The organism is Aquabacterium sp. (assembly GCF_048860245.1).
Classification (GTDB): domain Bacteria; phylum Pseudomonadota; class Gammaproteobacteria; order Burkholderiales; family Burkholderiaceae_C; genus Aquabacterium.
On the sequence record NZ_JBLIZW010000078.1, the window covers coordinates 11841 to 27114 of the forward strand.

The window sequence follows — 15274 nt, forward strand, 5'->3', positions numbered from 1 at the left end:
TCACGGTTGCTTGTCCGCCTGTTGGCGTGAGACATTCACCCATCGCAGAATGACCTGATACATCTGCTGGACGTCCAGCGGTTTGGTGATGTGGTCATTCATGCCAGCGTCCAGTGCACGCTCCCGGTCCGACACCAAGGCGCTGGCCGTCATGGCGATGATGGGGATGTGGCGCCACTTCTCGTCATTTCGAATGCGTGTCGTGGCGGTGTAGCCATCCATGCGGGGCATTTGACAGTCCATGAGGATGCAGTCAAAGCTGGTGGCTTGCGACAGTGTGTCCAGGGCCTCGATGCCATCTGAGGCGATGGTGACGGTCGCGCCTTCGCGCTCCAGGAGTTCGCGGGCCAACTCTTGATTGAGCGGCTGATCTTCGACCAACAAAATGGACAGGGCCGCCAGCAGGTGTGCACGTGCCGGAGGTGGCGTGCTGCGCGAAGCCATGGGCTGGGGCGGCTCCTCTATCTGGGTGGCGGGGGAGGGCATGGGCGAAGTCGTCGCCATGCGTGGCGACTGAACGGCCTTGCACATGCTCTCGAACAGTGTGGAGGGCGTGATGGGCTTGGTCAGCACACCTGCGATCGGCGTGTCCTTGGCCTGAGCCAACGCATCGTCACGTTTGAAGGCAGTGACCAACAAGATGCACGGGCTGGCGCTGGGGAAACGTTGTTGCATGAGCTGATGGATCAGCCGGATGCAGGTCAGGCCATCCATGCCGGGCATCTTCCAGTCCATCAGGATCCAGTCGTATGGGCGACTGCTGGCTTGAACGATGCGCAGCGCTTCGTCCCCGCTGGCGGCCGTGTCGACCGTCAAGCCCAAGCCGCGCAGCATGTTGCTTTGCACCAGGCGGGCATCCGAGTTGTCGTCCACCAGCAGCGCACGTTTGCCCAGCCAGGCCTCCCGCTGCGCGACCATGGGGGTGGGGTGCGCGGGCAGCTTCAGCCCAATCGTGAAGTGGAAGGTCGAGCCGCTGCCCGGGATGCTGTTGACCCAAATCCGGCCGCCCATGGCTTCGACCAGCTGGCGGGTGATGGCCAGCCCCAATCCTGTGCCACCGTATTTGCGGGTGTTGGACGCATCGGCTTGGGTAAAGGGCTCGAACATGCGTTGAAGCTGCTCGGCGTCCATGCCTATGCCCTCGTCCTGCACCCAGCCGTGCAGCATCACTTCGTTGCTGCGAGCCGATTGCACTTCCAGTCCAATGGTGACGCTGCCTTGGTCTGTGAATTTGATGGCATTGGCCCCCAGGTTCACCAAAACCTGGCGCAGGCGGGTTGGATCCCCCAGCAAACGGGCGGGCAAGTCGGGTGGCGCCGTGAACAGCAGCTCCAGCCCCTTTTCCTCGGCGGCCAAACCCAAGACATCCGAGAGTTGGTCCAGGACCTGCTGGAGGTCGAATTCAATGCATTCCAGTTCCAGGTGTCCGGCTTCGATCTTGGACAGATCCAGCACGTTGTTGAGGATTTGCAGCAGGCTGTTGGCCGCTTGATGGGCCTTGCCAACGAAGCCTTTGACCCGGTCTGGCGATGGGTCTTGTAAGGCCAGGTGCGTCATCCCGATGATGGCATTCATGGGCGTACGGATTTCGTGGCTCATGTTGGCCAGGAAGGCTGACTTGGCGCGGGAGGTTTCCTGGGCTGCGGTGCTGGCGCTCTTCAAGGCCTGCTCGGTGGCCTTGCGGGCGCTGACGTCATCCAGTACAGCAAAGTACAGGTTCGGGTCTTCGTGGCCCAGCCACAGCATCTTGACGTCGGCATCGAAGGCTTCACCGGACAGACGGCACAACTGCCATTCGAAGCTGATCTGGGCCATGCCCTGGCGGTGCGCGTCCAGCAGCATCTGTGCCGCGACCAGACTGTTTCGCCCGTCTGGCTGCGTCGGCAATGACAGAGGAGGAAGCCAGGGGCGCAGCCCCTCCAGTTGCGCGAAATCCAGCGCGGCAAACATTTTGAGCGCTGCGGGGTTGGCGCGCAGAATGCCGTTTTCGCGGTGAAAGAAGAAGAATGCAGTCTGGGCGTGCTCAAAGGCCACTTCAAAGCGCAACTCGGCCTGTCGCTGTGTGGTGACGTCCAGCCAGTACCCGTCGTACACCACGCTGCCATCGGATTCGTGCGCGGCGGCACTGTTCACACTGATCCAGCGTTGACGCTCTGGCGTGTCAATGGTGTAGGTGGTTGGTTGCGTGGGGGGCGTCAATCGCTGCGGCGAAATGCGTTGCCAGACACTGGTGGGCCGCAGCTGTAGCTGCTCAGCGCTTTGCCCAAAAATGGCTTCTGCACCGGGGCCAATGTAGGTGAAGCGGCCATTGCCGTCCGGCGTGACGCGATACCTGAACAAGGTCAGGGGCAGCGCCCGTGTCATCGCCAATGTTTCTTGCCTGGCCAGATCAATGGCGTGTTGCTTGTCGCGGCGACGCCAGAAGATCCACAGCAACGCCCACCCCAGGATCCAGGCTCCCCCCGCACTGGCCCAAATGTTGGCCACCAGTTTGGGCTCGTCGCGCAAGGTGCTGATCACCCACAATGAGTAGGGGTAGGTGGGCAGCGGGGCCGATTGGGCCAGATAGGTTTCTCCGCCAATCACAAACGCCGCGTGTTGGTCGTTCCCGATCTTGATCCACTGCGTTTGCCATGGCAGCACCGGTGGGATGGTCTTGTAAGTCGCCTGGACCGCCTCCTTGTTGTTCACCAGGTTGATGTTGCCGGGCAATTGCTGCAAGGTCAGCTCGGATCGGTTGCTGGTGATGACCACACCGTTGTTGTCAACGATCAGGATGGTGCGATCCATGGAGTCCCGTATCAGGCGCTCCAGGGTACTGGGTGTGGTCTTCAAGACCAGCACGCCCAGTGCTTTGGGCCCTTGGCTGATCCGCGCAGAAAAATTGAAGCCCGGCTGCCCGCTTTGGCGGCCAATGATGAACTGGAAGCCTCGCCCGTCATCCATGGCGCTGAGGTAATAGGGGCGATCGTGCAGGTTGAGGCCCAGCAGTGAGATGTTGGTGTCGATGTCACTGTCTGCCACCGTGTTGCCAAAGGCGTCCAGCACGAAAGCCTGTCGCAGATTGAAGTCTTTGACGATTTGCTGCAGCGTCTGACTGAACTGCTGAGTACCGGGTGTGCTGGCCAGTTGTTGTCTTAACTGCAGCCTCTGAGCGGGTGTCAACCGTTCATGGATGGGAACGGGTGGCTGATCCAGGAATGCCTGAAAGTTGTACTGTTGCGCCAGAACCTGCCCCAGCGCGGTGATGGTCTGGAACTGGGTTCGCAGGTTGTCCTGCAGCAAGCTCAGGCGTTGGCTGACGCGGTTCAGCGAGGTTTGCCGATAGTTTTGAACACGGTCGTAATGAAACCAGCTTCCGCCCGCGATCACTGCGATCAGCCAGAGCGCAGCCAGCATGAGCAACCACCCGCGCGATGGCTGATGTGGTGTGGACTGGGCTTCCAAAGTGTCCTGAGTCACCCGTTTCTCCCTTGTCTTTTTGCACGAGGATGACGCGTGCTGGTGCACCAAATTGTGGCTCGATTTGGCCCACAAGTGCACTCAACTTTTCCAGGGGGAGATGGTGACGCATTCAACGCTTCATGCGCGCATGCCACCCTCAAGTAGGTGAATGGTGGCAAAATCCCGGGTTTTGGTCCAATCCATTGGGGTGCCATGAGCGCAGTCGTCATCAGCGGAACTGGTCTGTACCAGCCGCCTTACACCATCACCAATGCCGAGCTCGTCGAGGCTTTCAACGCCTATGTTGATGGCTACAACGCCGAGCACGCCGCTGACATTGAAGCGGGCACCCTGCAGCCTCTGTCGCATTCCAGCGTGGAGTTCATCGAAAAGGCGTCCGGCATCAAGCAACGCTATGTGATGGAAAAGTCCGGCATCCTGGATCCCAAGCGCATGTATCCGCGCTTCCAGGAACGCAGCGACGACCAGTTGTCCATGCTGGCCGAAATCGGTGTCGAAGCGGCCAAGAAAGCCCTGGAAGCCGCTGGCAAGACCGGTGCCGATGTGGATGGCGTCATTTGCGCCTGTTCCAACCTGCAGCGTGCTTATCCGGCCATCGCCATCGAAATTCAACACGCACTGGGTGCCGGCGGCTACGCGTTCGACATGAACGTGGCGTGCTCGGCTGCCACCTTTGGTCTGGCGCAGGCTGTCAATGCCGTGCAGACGGGTGCCGCCAAATGCGTGCTGGTGATCAACCCTGAAATCACTTCGGGTCACCAGGAGTGGAAAGACCGCGACTGTCACTTCATCTTCGGCGATGTGGCCACCGCCACCGTGGTGGAGCGTGCGGACACCGCGACCGCTGCCGAGCAGTGGGACATCGTGGGTTCGCATCTGGCCACCCAGTTCTCGAACAACATCCGCAACAACTTCGGCTACCTGAACCGCAGCGAAGACAGCGACCCCAAGGCACGTGACAAGACTTTCCGTCAAGAAGGCCGCAAGGTGTTCAAGGAAGTCGTGCCAGTGGCCGCCGCCCACATCGAGACCCAACTGGGCGCGCTGAGCATTCAGCCGACCGATGTGCGCCGCTTCTGGCTGCACCAGGCCAACTTGTCGATGAACCAGTTGATCGTCAAGAAGCTGATCGGTGCGGAAGTCACACCGGATGTGGCACCACTGATTCTGGACGAGTACGCCAACACCTCGTCGGCAGGCTCCATCATCGCCTTCCACAAGTACCGTGGCGACCTGAAGTCGGGTGATACCGGCGTGATCTGCTCTTTTGGCGCGGGTTACTCGGTGGGTAGCATGGTGGTTCGCAAGCGCTAAGCTGCACGACCGCCCCCTGCCAACGGCCCGACTGGATCAGCCCAGCGGGCCGTTTTGCTTCCTTTGACCTGATTCCGACCCGGCCGCATGAGCAGCGAAGACACCTTCTACTGGCACGACTACGAAACCTTCGGCCGTGTGCCTCGGCGTGATCGTCCTGCGCAGTTCGCAGGCATCCGCACCGACGCCGATCTTCAGGAAATCGGCGAACCGTTGATGCAGTACTGTGCACCGTCGCCCGATTACCTGCCAGATCCGGAGTCTTGCCTGCTCACCGGCATCGTGCCGCAGACCTGTCTGGAGCAGGGCGTGCCCGAGCATGCGTTTGCTGCAGCCATCGAGCACGAGTTGGCCCAAGCTCACACGATTGGCGTGGGCTACAACACCATTCGTTTTGATGACGAGGTGACCCGGCACCTGTTTTGGCGCAACCTGATCGACCCCTATGCGCGCGAGTGGCAAAACGGTTGTGGTCGCTGGGATCTGCTGGACGTGGTGCGGTGCACCTGGGCACTGCGGCCCGAAGGCATCCAATGGCCGCAACATGACGATGGACGGCCCTCTTTCAAGCTGGAGCACCTGACGGCTGCCAACGGCTTGAGCCACGAGGCGGCGCACGATGCCTTGTCCGATGTGCGCGCCACCATCGCGCTGGCCCGCTTGCTCAAGACCGCCCAGCCCCGCCTGTGGGATTTCTGTCTGAAGTTGCGCAAGAAGGATGCCGTGTTGGCCGAGACCGGCTTGGATCGTCCTCGCAGCCAATGGCGTCCCTTTCTGCACATCTCGGGCATGTTCGGCACGGAGCGTGGCTGCATGGCCCTGGTGTGGCCCTTGGCGCAGCACCCATCCAACAAGAACGAGATCCTGGTGTGGGACTTGGCCCATGATCCGCGCGAGTTGTTCGGCTTGAGTGCCGAGGAGGTGCGCCTGCGTCTGTTCACCCGCGCTGCCGACTTGCCCGACGGCGTCACGCGCTTGCCAGTCAAGAGCGTGCACATCAACAAGTCCCCCGTGGTCATCGGCAACCTGAAAATTCTGACGCCCGCGCTGTGCGACAAATGGGGCATCGACCTCGCGACGGCCATGGCGCGTGCCGAGTGGGCCGCCGAGCAGGGGGCTTCGCTGGACGGCATCTGGGCAGAAGTCATGATCCGCCCCGACCAGCGTGCCGAGGTCGATGTTGACGAAGACCTGTACGGCGGCTTTGTCGGCAATGATGATCGCCGCACCTTGCAGCGCTTGCGCACCTTGTCGCCCGCGCAGCTGGCGGACAAGCACCCGGGCTTTGCGGATGAACGTTTGGACGAGGTGCTGTTTCGCTACCGTGCCCGCAACTTCCCTGACAGCCTGACTGACGAAGAGCAAGCACGCTGGCACCAGCATTGCGTGGTGCGCCTGCATGAGGGGCAAGGGGGGGGCTTGTCTCTGCCAGCGTTTTTTGAACGCATTGATGCGCTCAGTGAAACCCTGTCCGAAGACGACGAACGTGGGCAGGACATTCTGGGAGCCTTGTACGACTATGCCGAACACATCGCACCCTGATCGTCCCCATGGGGATCGCGCGCGCAGCCGCCCGGAAAGCCGCCCGTCAGTCACCCCGCTGGTGCCGCACTTTCGCACGACGCCGCCGCATTTGAAGTACCTTGGCGGGTATCCCGCCCACATGCTGCAGCAGGTTCAGGCCCTCATCGACCAGAACAAGCTGGGTGAGGTGCTGTCCAAACGGTATGGCGACCAGCATGAGGTCCGCACCGACAAGGCCTTGTATGACTATGTGATGGATCTCAAGCAGCGCTACCTGCGCAGCAGAGAGCCCATCAGCAAGGTGGCGTTTGACAGCAAGATCAAGGTCATCCAGCACGCGCTGGGTACCCACACGATGGTGTCACGCGTGCAAGGTGGCAAGCTCAAAGCCAAGCGCGAAATCCGTGTGGCCAGTCTGTTCAAGGAAACGCCGCCCGAGTTCCTGTCCATGATCGTGGTTCACGAGTTGGCGCATTTGCGACATCGTGACCACGACAAGGCGTTTTATGCCCTGTGCACGCACATGGAGCCCCAGTACCACCAATACGAGTTTGACCTGCGCCTGTGGCTCACGTGGCGTGAGCTGCGCGGCAGCGAAGCGTCCGGCCCCGCTGCCTCTGCAGACTGATCCCAAGATCTTGTCGATCAGGTTCTTGATCGGATCTTCCGGCTCTTTCTCTGCAGGTGCCGAGGCACCTGACGCCGCAGCCTGCGGCATGGCAGGAATCAGGCTGGGATCAATGGGGCGATCGTCCACGCCCAGCTCTTTGATGAAACCGCCATTGGCCCACTCGCTGTAGCGCCAGCCAGACTCCAGGTGCACCATGCCCTCGGGCGCCTTCATTTCAGCCACGGGCTCGCGCGCCAAGGCCGAGCCCATGAACTGGATCCAGGCGGGCAGGGCCAACGTGCCACCCGAGGCATGGCTGCCCAAGCTGCGAGGGGTGTCGTAGCCCAGCCAGACCACGGCCACCAGATTGGGCTGGAAGCCCGCAAACCACGCGTCCACCACATCGTTTGTGGTACCGGTTTTGCCGTACAGGTCCGGGCGCTTGAGCGTGCCTTGCGCGCGGGCGGCGGTGCCGGAACGGGTCACTTCGTTGAGCAGTGTGCCGGTCAGGAACGCATTGCGGGCGGGCACCACGCGGTCATCTTCCGTGGCGTTTTTGATCTTGGCCTCGTAAATGACCTTGCCCTCACCGTCGGTGACACGCTTGATGACCACGGGACTGACTTTGAGCCCCCCGTTGGCAAACACCGAATAGGCGCTGGCCAATTGCAGTGGCGTGGTCGAGCCCGAACCCAGAGCCAGCGTCAGGTTGTCGGGCTGCTTGCTGACATCAAATCCGAATTTGCCGGTCCACTCGCGCGCCACTTGCGGGCTGAGCAACTGAACGAGGCGGATGCTGACCAGGTTCTTGGACTTGGCCAGTGCCAAGTGCAGGGGGATGGGGCCATCGGCCGTGCCATCCGAGTTGGACGGATTCCAGTCTCCAACATTGGTCAACGGCGCGTCGTTGACGAGGGTTTCCGGCATCACACCGTTTTCCAGTGCCGCGGAGTACAGGAACGGCTTGTAGCTGGAGCCCGGCTGGCGCCAGCCTTGTGTCACGTGGTTGAACTGGTTGCGCTGGAAGTCAAAACCGCCGACCAGTGCACGGATTTGCCCGTCGTGTGGGTCCATGGCCACGAGGGCACCTTCGGCTTCCGGCCACTGGGTCAGATACCAGTCCTTGCCTTGTTGCAGGACACGCACCACGGAGCCGCGGTGAATGCGGATCTTGTCGGTGGCCTTTTTGCCCAGACCAGGCTGGGCCTGACGCAGCCCCTTGCCGGTGATGGTGACCAGATCGCCTGAGGCCAGCACCACACGAACCTCTTCGGTGGTCGCATGGGTGACGATGGCCGCGCGCAACTGCTCGTCGTCGTTGTATTCAGCCAGCGCCTGGACCACGGCAGGATCGTCGTCCTTCATGTCGCTGTCCAGGTCTTCGTGCGCTTCCGGGCCACGCCAGGCTGTCCCCAGTTCGCGGTCGATCAAGGTCTTGCGCAAGGCCTTCCAGGCGGCTTGCTGGTCGCTGGCACGCAGCGTGGTCACCACCTTCATGCCGCTGGTGTAGGCGGCTTCGCCGTATTGCGCGTAGACCTGTGCACGCGCCATTTCAGCCACGTATTCGCCGTGGACTTCCACACCGCCTGGTGGGCGAATGACCAGCTTTTCGGCCTTGGCCGCCTCGTAGGCGATGTCATCGAGCACACCCTCGGCATGCATGCGCGAGAGCACCACCAGTTGACGGGTGCGTGCCCGCTCCGGATTCTTAATGGGGTTCACGTTGGCCGGGTTCTGGGGCAGGCCGGCCAGCATGGCGCACTCGGCGGCGGACAGCTTGTCGAGCGGCTTGCCGAAGTAGGTGTTGGCCGCCTCGGCAAAGCCGTAGGCCCGGGCACCCAGGTAAATCTGGTTCATGTAGAGCTCGAGGATCTGCTCTTTGCTCAACTCGCGCTCAATCTTGATCGACAGCAGGGCCTCTTTCAGCTTGCGGCTGATGGTCTTTTCGCGCGTCAGCAAGAAGGTGCGGGCGACCTGCTGAGTGATGGTCGATGCACCTTGCGTGCGGCCCCCGGTGGCATTGGCAGCCACAGCACGCAAGACACCGATGACATCAATGCCGGGGTGCTCGTAGAAGCGTGAGTCTTCCACGGCCAGCAAACTGTCGCGCATCAACTTCGGGATGTCATTGAAGCGCAGGTACTGGCGCTTTTCTTGTCCGAAACCGCCAATTTCCACGCCATCTGCCGTGTACACCCGCAGAGGCAGTTTGGGTTGGTAGTGCTGCAAGCCGCTGGTGTCAGGCAACTGTGGCCACATGACGGCGAGCAGGCCGCCCAGGGCCAACAGCCCGGCCACGGTCAAGCCAACAGCCACCCAGAGGACACGGTAACCCCAGTGGGTGGTGCGTGGTGCAGAGGAAGATTCAGACATACAACATTCGGGGCGCTCGATCGGAGCGCCCGCCATTCAGGCAACCCTGAATTATTAGTGAAAAGGCCCACCCGATGGCCGCATTCGTTTGGAGGGGGCGGCTTATTGCCAGGTTCGAGCCAGGAGCTCGCTGAAATGGGTGGTGGGGCGTCCGAGCAGGGCTGCAATGGGCCCTGCGTCGGCCACATTGGGCTGCCGAAGCAAATCAACCGCTTCACTGCTCCAGGGGCTGGTGGACACCAGATCACCGCAGCGTGCGCTCAGTGAGGTGACCCATTCTGGCAGTCTGAGTACCGTGGCGGGGCGATGCCCCAGTTGCGTACGCAGGCTCGCGATGAAGTCACCCAACTGAACGGACTGGGGACCCACGCAAGCCAAGGTTTCAGGGGCTTGCGCCAGGTTGGTCACCAATCGGACGACAACGTCGGCCAGATCTGTGACAGCCACGGGCTGCACCTGGGCATCGATCACGGGGCCAGGCATCAGTGCGATGGGCAGTCGGGCCAGATTCAAGAACAACGCACTGCTATCGCCACCTTTCCCGAACACGATGCTGGGCTTCAAGATGGTGGCGCTCAGTCGCCCGGCTTGGGCCATGTCCCTTAGGTGTTGTTCGGCCGCCAGCTTGGTTTGCGCATAACGCGTGGCACTGTGTTCAATGCCCAATGCCGAGATGTGCACCACATGACGCACCTCGGCCTGCGCACAGGCTTCGAACAAAGCAATGGGGGTGTCGGCGTGAACGGCCTGGATGGGGCGCCGATGGGTGTCTCGCAAGACCCCCACCGCATTGATCACGACATCCATGCCTTCGACGCGATCGCGCCAGGCGGCGGCTTGCGTGTCGCGCGCGTAGTCCACCTGAACAGCATCATGGGCGCGGCGGCCGGCTTGGCTGACACCGCAGATCACCTCGTGGCCCGCCTGACGCAGGGCTTGAAGCAGATGGCTGCCGATGAATCCTCGGGCACCACAGAGCAGGATCTTCATGATGTGGTCTCCATCGTTGTGATGATGCGCTCCATGATGCCCCCTTGTGACGCCCCTTTGGGCATCGGGGACATTGCGGTCTTCAAAGCAAAGAGGCCCGCCAGGTTTCCCCGGCGGGCCTCTTTCATGTCAGCTCAGAGCAGGGGCTCAGGCCTTCACGGTGGCAGCGGTTTCCACGTACTCTTCAATCTGGTTGAAGTTCATGTACTTGTAGACGCTGTCGGCATCCTTGGCGACCACACCCACTTCAGCCATGTACTCGGCTGGCGTTGGCAGCTTGCCCAGCTTGGAAGCCACGGCAGTCAGCTCGGCCGAGCCCAGGAACACGTTGGTGTTCTTGCCCAGACGGTTGGGGAAGTTACGGGTCGAGGTGGAGATACAGGTCGAACCTTCCTTGATCTGAGCTTGGTTACCCATGCACAGCGAGCAGCCAGGCATTTCGGTGCGAGCACCGGCTTGGCCGAAGGTGTTGTAGTAGCCTTCCTTGGTCAGCTCTGCAGCGTCCATCTTGGTAGGAGGAGCCACCCACAGACGCACTGGGATGTCCTTCTTGCCTTCCAGAACCTTACCGGCAGCACGGAAGTGGCCGATGTTGGTCATGCAAGAACCGATGAAGGCTTCGTCGATCTTGGTGCCGGCGACTTCAGACAGGAACTTGGCGTCGTCTGGGTCGTTCGGGCAGCAGACGATGGGTTCCTTGATGTCGGCCAGATCGATTTCGATCACGGCTGCGTACTCGGCATCAGCGTCGGCTTCCAGCAGGTTGGGGTTGGCCAACCAGGCTTCTTGCGCTTCGATACGGCGTTGCAGGGTGCGAGCGTCTTGGTAGCCGTTGGCGATCATGTTCTTCATCAGAACGATGTTCGACTTCAGGTACTCAGCCACTGGCTCCTTGTTCAGCTTGATCGAGCAACCCGCAGCGGAGCGCTCAGCCGAAGCGTCAGACAGTTCGAATGCTTGCTCAACCTTCAGGTCTGGCAGACCTTCGATTTCCAGGATGCGGCCCGAGAAGATGTTCTTCTTGCCAGCTTTGGCCACGGTCAGCAGACCTGCCTTGATGGCGTACAGAGGAATAGCGTGCACCAGGTCGCGCAGGGTGATGCCAGGCTGCATCTTGCCCTTGAAGCGAACCAGCACGGACTCAGGCATGTCCAGAGGCATCACGCCAGTGGCTGCGCCGAAAGCGACCAGGCCGGAACCGGCGGGGAAGGAGATGCCGATGGGGAAGCGGGTGTGCGAGTCGCCGCCGGTACCAACGGTGTCAGGCAACAGCAGACGGTTCAGCCACGAGTGGATCACGCCGTCACCAGGACGCAGGGCCACGCCACCGCGGTTGGAGATGAAGGCGGGCAGTTCGCGGTGCATCTTCACGTCCACGGGCTTCGGATAAGCAGCCGTGTGGCAGAACGATTGCATGACCAGGTCAGCCGAGAAGCCCAGGCAAGCCAGGTCCTTCAGCTCGTCGCGGGTCATCGGACCGGTGGTGTCTTGCGAACCAACGGTGGTCATCTTGGGTTCGCAGTAGGTGCCAGGACGCACGCCTTGACCTTCGGGCAGACCGCAAGCACGGCCAACCATCTTCTGCGCCAGGGTGAAGCCCTTGCCGGTGTCCTTGGGAGCCACGGGCAGACGGAACAGGGTCGAAGCAGGCAGGCCCAGGAACTCACGTGCCTTGCCAGTCAGCGAGCGACCGATGATCAGGTTGATACGACCACCAGCGCGGACTTCGTCCAGCAGCACTTGCGACTTCAGAGCGAACTCGGTCACGACAGCGCCGTTCTTCTCGATCTTGCCGTCGTACGGGAAGATGTCGATCACGTCGCCCATTTCCAGCTTGCTCACATCGACTTCGATGGGCAGGGAGCCGGAGTCTTCTTGCGTGTTGAAGAAGATGGGCGCAATCTTGCCGCCCAGGGTCACGCCGCCGAAGCGCTTGTTGGGCACGAAGGGGATGTCTTCGCCGGTTGCCCAGATCACGCTGTTGGTCGCCGACTTACGCGAAGAACCGGTGCCGACCACGTCGCCAACGTAAGCAACCAGGTTGCCCTTCTTCTTCAGGTCTTCGATGAACTGCATCGGGCCACGCTTGCCGTCTTCTTCGGGCTTGAAGGCCGCGTCAGGACGGGTGTTCTTGAGCATCGCCAGATAGTGCATCGGGATGTCAGGACGGCTCCATGCGTCAGGAGCGGGCGACAGGTCGTCGGTGTTGGTTTCGCCAGGCACCTTGAACACGGTCACGGTGATCTTCTTGGCGACTTCAGGACGGGTGGTGAACCACTCGGCGTCGGCCCACGATTGCATCACGGCCTTGGCGTTGGCATTGCCAGCCTTGACCAGCTCAGCGACGTCGTGGAAGGCGTCGAACATCAGCAGGGTCTTCTTCAGGGCTTCAGCAGCCACAGCGCCAACTTCGGCGTTCGACAGCAGGTCGATCAGAGGCTTGACGTTGTAGCCACCAACCATGGTGCCCAGCAATTCAGTGGCCTTGGCCTTGGAGATCAGGCCGACGGTGATGTCGCCATGGGCGACAGCCGACAGGAAAGAGGCCTTGACCTTGGCGGCGTCGTCCACACCCGGGGGAACGCGGTGGGTCAGCAGGTCGAGCAGGAATGCATCTTCGCCAGCGGGCGGGTTCTTGATCAGCTCGATCAGGTCAGCGACTTGCTGAGCGTTCAGGGGCAGCGGAGGGATACCGAGGGCAGCGCGCTCGGCAGCGTGTTCGCGATAGGCTTGCAACATGGTGTTCACCTGGTGTTGAGGGGGCAAGGGGCTCGGACACGGCACCACTCGAACATGCTGGGTCTGCAAAGACTCACCAAATCAGGGCGGCCACCGTTCCGGTCGCTAGGAAATGCAATTTCCGTGCAGCCTCGTATTTTCGCCTAGCAGCGCGCTCTGTGTCACAAGAATGTCGAGAAAACATTCAAATTCGATCGACTGATTGTGGTTTGACGCGTTGTATTGGCGCAGAACGCACCTCGTTGGGGCTGAAAACAAAAAACCCGGCACGGGGCCGGGCTTTTCAAGCGAGGCGCAAAGGCCTCTTCGTCACTGACCGGCTGCCGGTGTGTCGAAGATGGACTGGCGTGGGTTGCGGCTCAGATCGGCCTCGGCGGCGCGCTGCACATCGTGCACGCAGCCGTCAACCAGGCGGCGGCCGGCCTTGGGGTCCATGACCATGGACTTGGTCAGGATTTGAATCAGCAGGGCGCCGCCCTTGACGTCTTCCAGACGGATGGCGCCGGTCGACGATTGCACGGGCTTCATGACCCACGACTGGCTGCCCAGCTTCATGTTGAAGTAGCCCTTGCTGTTGGCCTGTGGGTCAACAGAGATGCGCTTGCCGAACTCACACTGGTAGCCACCGGTCAGCACGCGTTCTGCGGCAGCCAGTTGTTCAACGGACGCATCGGGCAGGTGGCTGAACTTCTCGCTCAGCGTGTTGGTGCGGGCGGCCTTTTCAGCCTTGGTGATGGCGGCGTGAGCCATTTGCGGCACCAGTGTCGTGGCGAACATGCCCAAAACCATGCCGGCAGACAGGGCCAGGGTGCGGATGCGTTGGTGGCGGTGCAGGGAAGACTTCATGGCAGGGCCGATCATGTTCGGTGAATGGGATGGTGGCGATTGTGCCGCCATTTCGGATGCTTTGCGCATGGGGGTAAGACCGAGGCGTGCGACGCGTCACATACAGGATGCAAGGGGCGTAAGCAGATGCAAGCGCCATGAAAAAGGCCCGATCTCGTGAGAGACCGGGCCTGTGAAAACCGTTGTGTTGGCGTGCACCGATTTAGAACGTGTCACCTGGCACGCGCACCCAGCCTTCCATGATGATGCGGGCGCTGCGGCTCATGATGGCCTTGGTGACGGTCCATTGCCCATCGACCTGTTTGGCTTGTGCGCCGACACGCAAGGTGCCGGAGGGGTGACCAAAGCGCACGGCTTCGCGGGCGCCACCGCCAGCGGCCAGATTGACCAGCGTGCCGGGGATGGCGGCTGCCGTGCCAATGGCGACCGCGCAGGTGCCCATCATGGCGTGGTGCAGTTTGCCCATCGACAGGGCGCGCACCAGCAGGTCCACGTCACCCGCTTCGATCGTCTTGCCGCTGGACGCGGTGTAGGTCGTGGCAGGTGCCACGAAGGCGATCTTGGGGGTGTGTTGGCGGGTGGCAGCTTCTTCAGGCGTCTTGATCAGGCCCATGCGCAGGGCACCTGCCACGCGGATGGCTTCAAAGCGCTTGAGCGCCGCAGGATCGGTGTTGATCTGCTCGCGCAACTCGGTGCCGGTGTAGCCAATGTCGGCCGCGTTGACGAACACGGTCGGGATGCCGGCCGTGATCATCGTGGCCTTGAAGGTACCCACGCCGGGCACTTCCAGGTCATCGACCAGATTGCCGGTGGGGAACATCGAGCCACCTTCGTCACCATCGTCGGATGGGTCCATGAATTCGAGCACGATCTCGGCGGCCGGGAAGGTCACGCCGTCGAGTTCGAAATCTCCGGTTTCTTGCACCTGACCGTTGGTCACGGGCACGTGGGCGATGATGGTCTTCTGGATGTTGGCTTGCCAGATGCGGACCACACAGGTGCCGTTTTGCGGGATGCGCGCAGGGTCAACCAGTCCGGCGTGGATGGCGAAGGCGCCCGCTGCGGTGGACAGGTTGCCGCAGTTGCCGGACCAGTCCACAAAGGGCTTGTCGATCGAGACCTGGCCGTAGAGGTAATCCACGTCGTGGTCGGGCACGCTCGACTTCGACAGGATCACGCACTTCGACGTGGACGAGGTGGCGCCACCCATGCCGTCGATGTGAGCGGCGTAGGGGTCGGGGCTGCCAATGACACGCATGAACAGCTTGTCACGGGCTGCGCCCGGCACCTGGCAGGCCTCGGGCAGGTCCTGCAGGCGGAAGAACACGCCCTTGCTGGTGCCGCCGCGCAGGTAGGTGGCGGGGATCCTGATCTGTGGTGCCATGTTTGCTCTTGTTTCAATAGCTGGTTGCG

General features: G+C 61.6%; 8 protein-coding genes and 1 pseudogene. 3 read left to right on the forward strand and 6 right to left on the reverse strand.

Going from position 1 to position 15274, the window contains the following annotated elements; translation table 11 throughout:
* On the reverse strand, positions 1 to 3462 hold the full coding sequence (locus ACMV18_RS09265; RefSeq protein ID WP_420817603.1) for a response regulator: 3462 nt from the start codon (positions 3460 to 3462) through the stop codon (positions 1 to 3).
* Positions 3463 to 3657: 195 nt separating this feature from the next.
* Between ACMV18_RS09265 and ACMV18_RS09270 the strand changes: the two genes are divergently transcribed.
* The 3 genes from ACMV18_RS09270 (at position 3658) to ACMV18_RS09280 (ending at position 6931) form a co-directional block, all read left to right on the forward strand.
* On the forward strand, positions 3658 to 4779 hold the full coding sequence (locus ACMV18_RS09270; protein WP_420817604.1) for a beta-ketoacyl-ACP synthase III: 1122 nt from the start codon (positions 3658 to 3660) through the stop codon (positions 4777 to 4779).
* Between the two features lie 87 nt (positions 4780 to 4866).
* Entirely contained in the window at positions 4867 to 6321 is a 1455-nt protein-coding gene (gene sbcB / locus ACMV18_RS09275; RefSeq protein WP_420817605.1) for an exodeoxyribonuclease I, read from the forward strand.
* Positions 6322 to 6442: 121 nt separating this feature from the next.
* Entirely contained in the window at positions 6443 to 6931 is a 489-nt protein-coding gene (locus tag ACMV18_RS09280) for a YgjP-like metallopeptidase domain-containing protein (RefSeq protein WP_420817609.1), read from the forward strand.
* A gap of 249 nt (positions 6932 to 7180) precedes the next feature.
* Here the strand turns inward: ACMV18_RS09280 and ACMV18_RS09285 are convergent.
* The 5 genes and pseudogenes from ACMV18_RS09285 to prpF form a co-directional block, all read right to left on the reverse strand.
* Positions 7181 to 9322, reverse strand: a pseudogene (locus ACMV18_RS09285) (penicillin-binding protein 1A); the annotation flags it as partial.
* A gap of 66 nt (positions 9323 to 9388) precedes the next feature.
* A complete protein-coding gene (locus ACMV18_RS09290; RefSeq protein WP_420817606.1) occupies positions 9389 to 10276 on the reverse strand; it encodes an NAD-dependent epimerase/dehydratase family protein in 888 nt (295 codons plus the stop codon).
* 147 nt (positions 10277 to 10423) lie between these two features.
* Positions 10424 to 13015: a bifunctional aconitate hydratase 2/2-methylisocitrate dehydratase gene (gene acnB, locus ACMV18_RS09295; RefSeq protein ID WP_420817607.1), complete on the reverse strand. Its 2592-nt coding sequence runs from the start codon at positions 13013 to 13015 to the stop codon at positions 10424 to 10426.
* Positions 13016 to 13324: 309 nt separating this feature from the next.
* The gene (locus tag ACMV18_RS09300; protein WP_374258919.1) at positions 13325 to 13861 is read right to left on the reverse strand and encodes a hypothetical protein; all 537 of its coding nucleotides are present in this window, start codon (positions 13859 to 13861) and stop codon (positions 13325 to 13327) included.
* A 202-nt stretch (positions 13862 to 14063) separates the two neighbouring features.
* Positions 14064 to 15245: a 2-methylaconitate cis-trans isomerase PrpF gene (gene prpF / locus ACMV18_RS09305; RefSeq protein ID WP_420817608.1), complete on the reverse strand. Its 1182-nt coding sequence runs from the start codon at positions 15243 to 15245 to the stop codon at positions 14064 to 14066.
* Positions 15246 to 15274: the final 29 nt, after the last annotated feature.

Coding starts and splice junctions, on each gene's coding strand:
- ACMV18_RS09270 (WP_420817604.1), top strand. CDS start 3,658: ATGAGCGCAGTCGTCATCAGCGGAACTGGTCTGTACCAGCCGCCTTAC.
- sbcB (WP_420817605.1), top strand. CDS start 4,867: ATGAGCAGCGAAGACACCTTCTACTGGCACGACTACGAAACCTTCGGC.
- ACMV18_RS09280 (WP_420817609.1), top strand. CDS start 6,443: ATGCTGCAGCAGGTTCAGGCCCTCATCGACCAGAACAAGCTGGGTGAG.
- ACMV18_RS09290 (WP_420817606.1), bottom strand. CDS start 10,276: ATGAAGATCCTGCTCTGTGGTGCCCGAGGATTCATCGGCAGCCATCTG.
- acnB (WP_420817607.1), bottom strand. CDS start 13,015: ATGTTGCAAGCCTATCGCGAACACGCTGCCGAGCGCGCTGCCCTCGGT.
- ACMV18_RS09300 (WP_374258919.1), bottom strand. CDS start 13,861: ATGAAGTCTTCCCTGCACCGCCACCAACGCATCCGCACCCTGGCCCTG.
- prpF (WP_420817608.1), bottom strand. CDS start 15,245: ATGGCACCACAGATCAGGATCCCCGCCACCTACCTGCGCGGCGGCACC.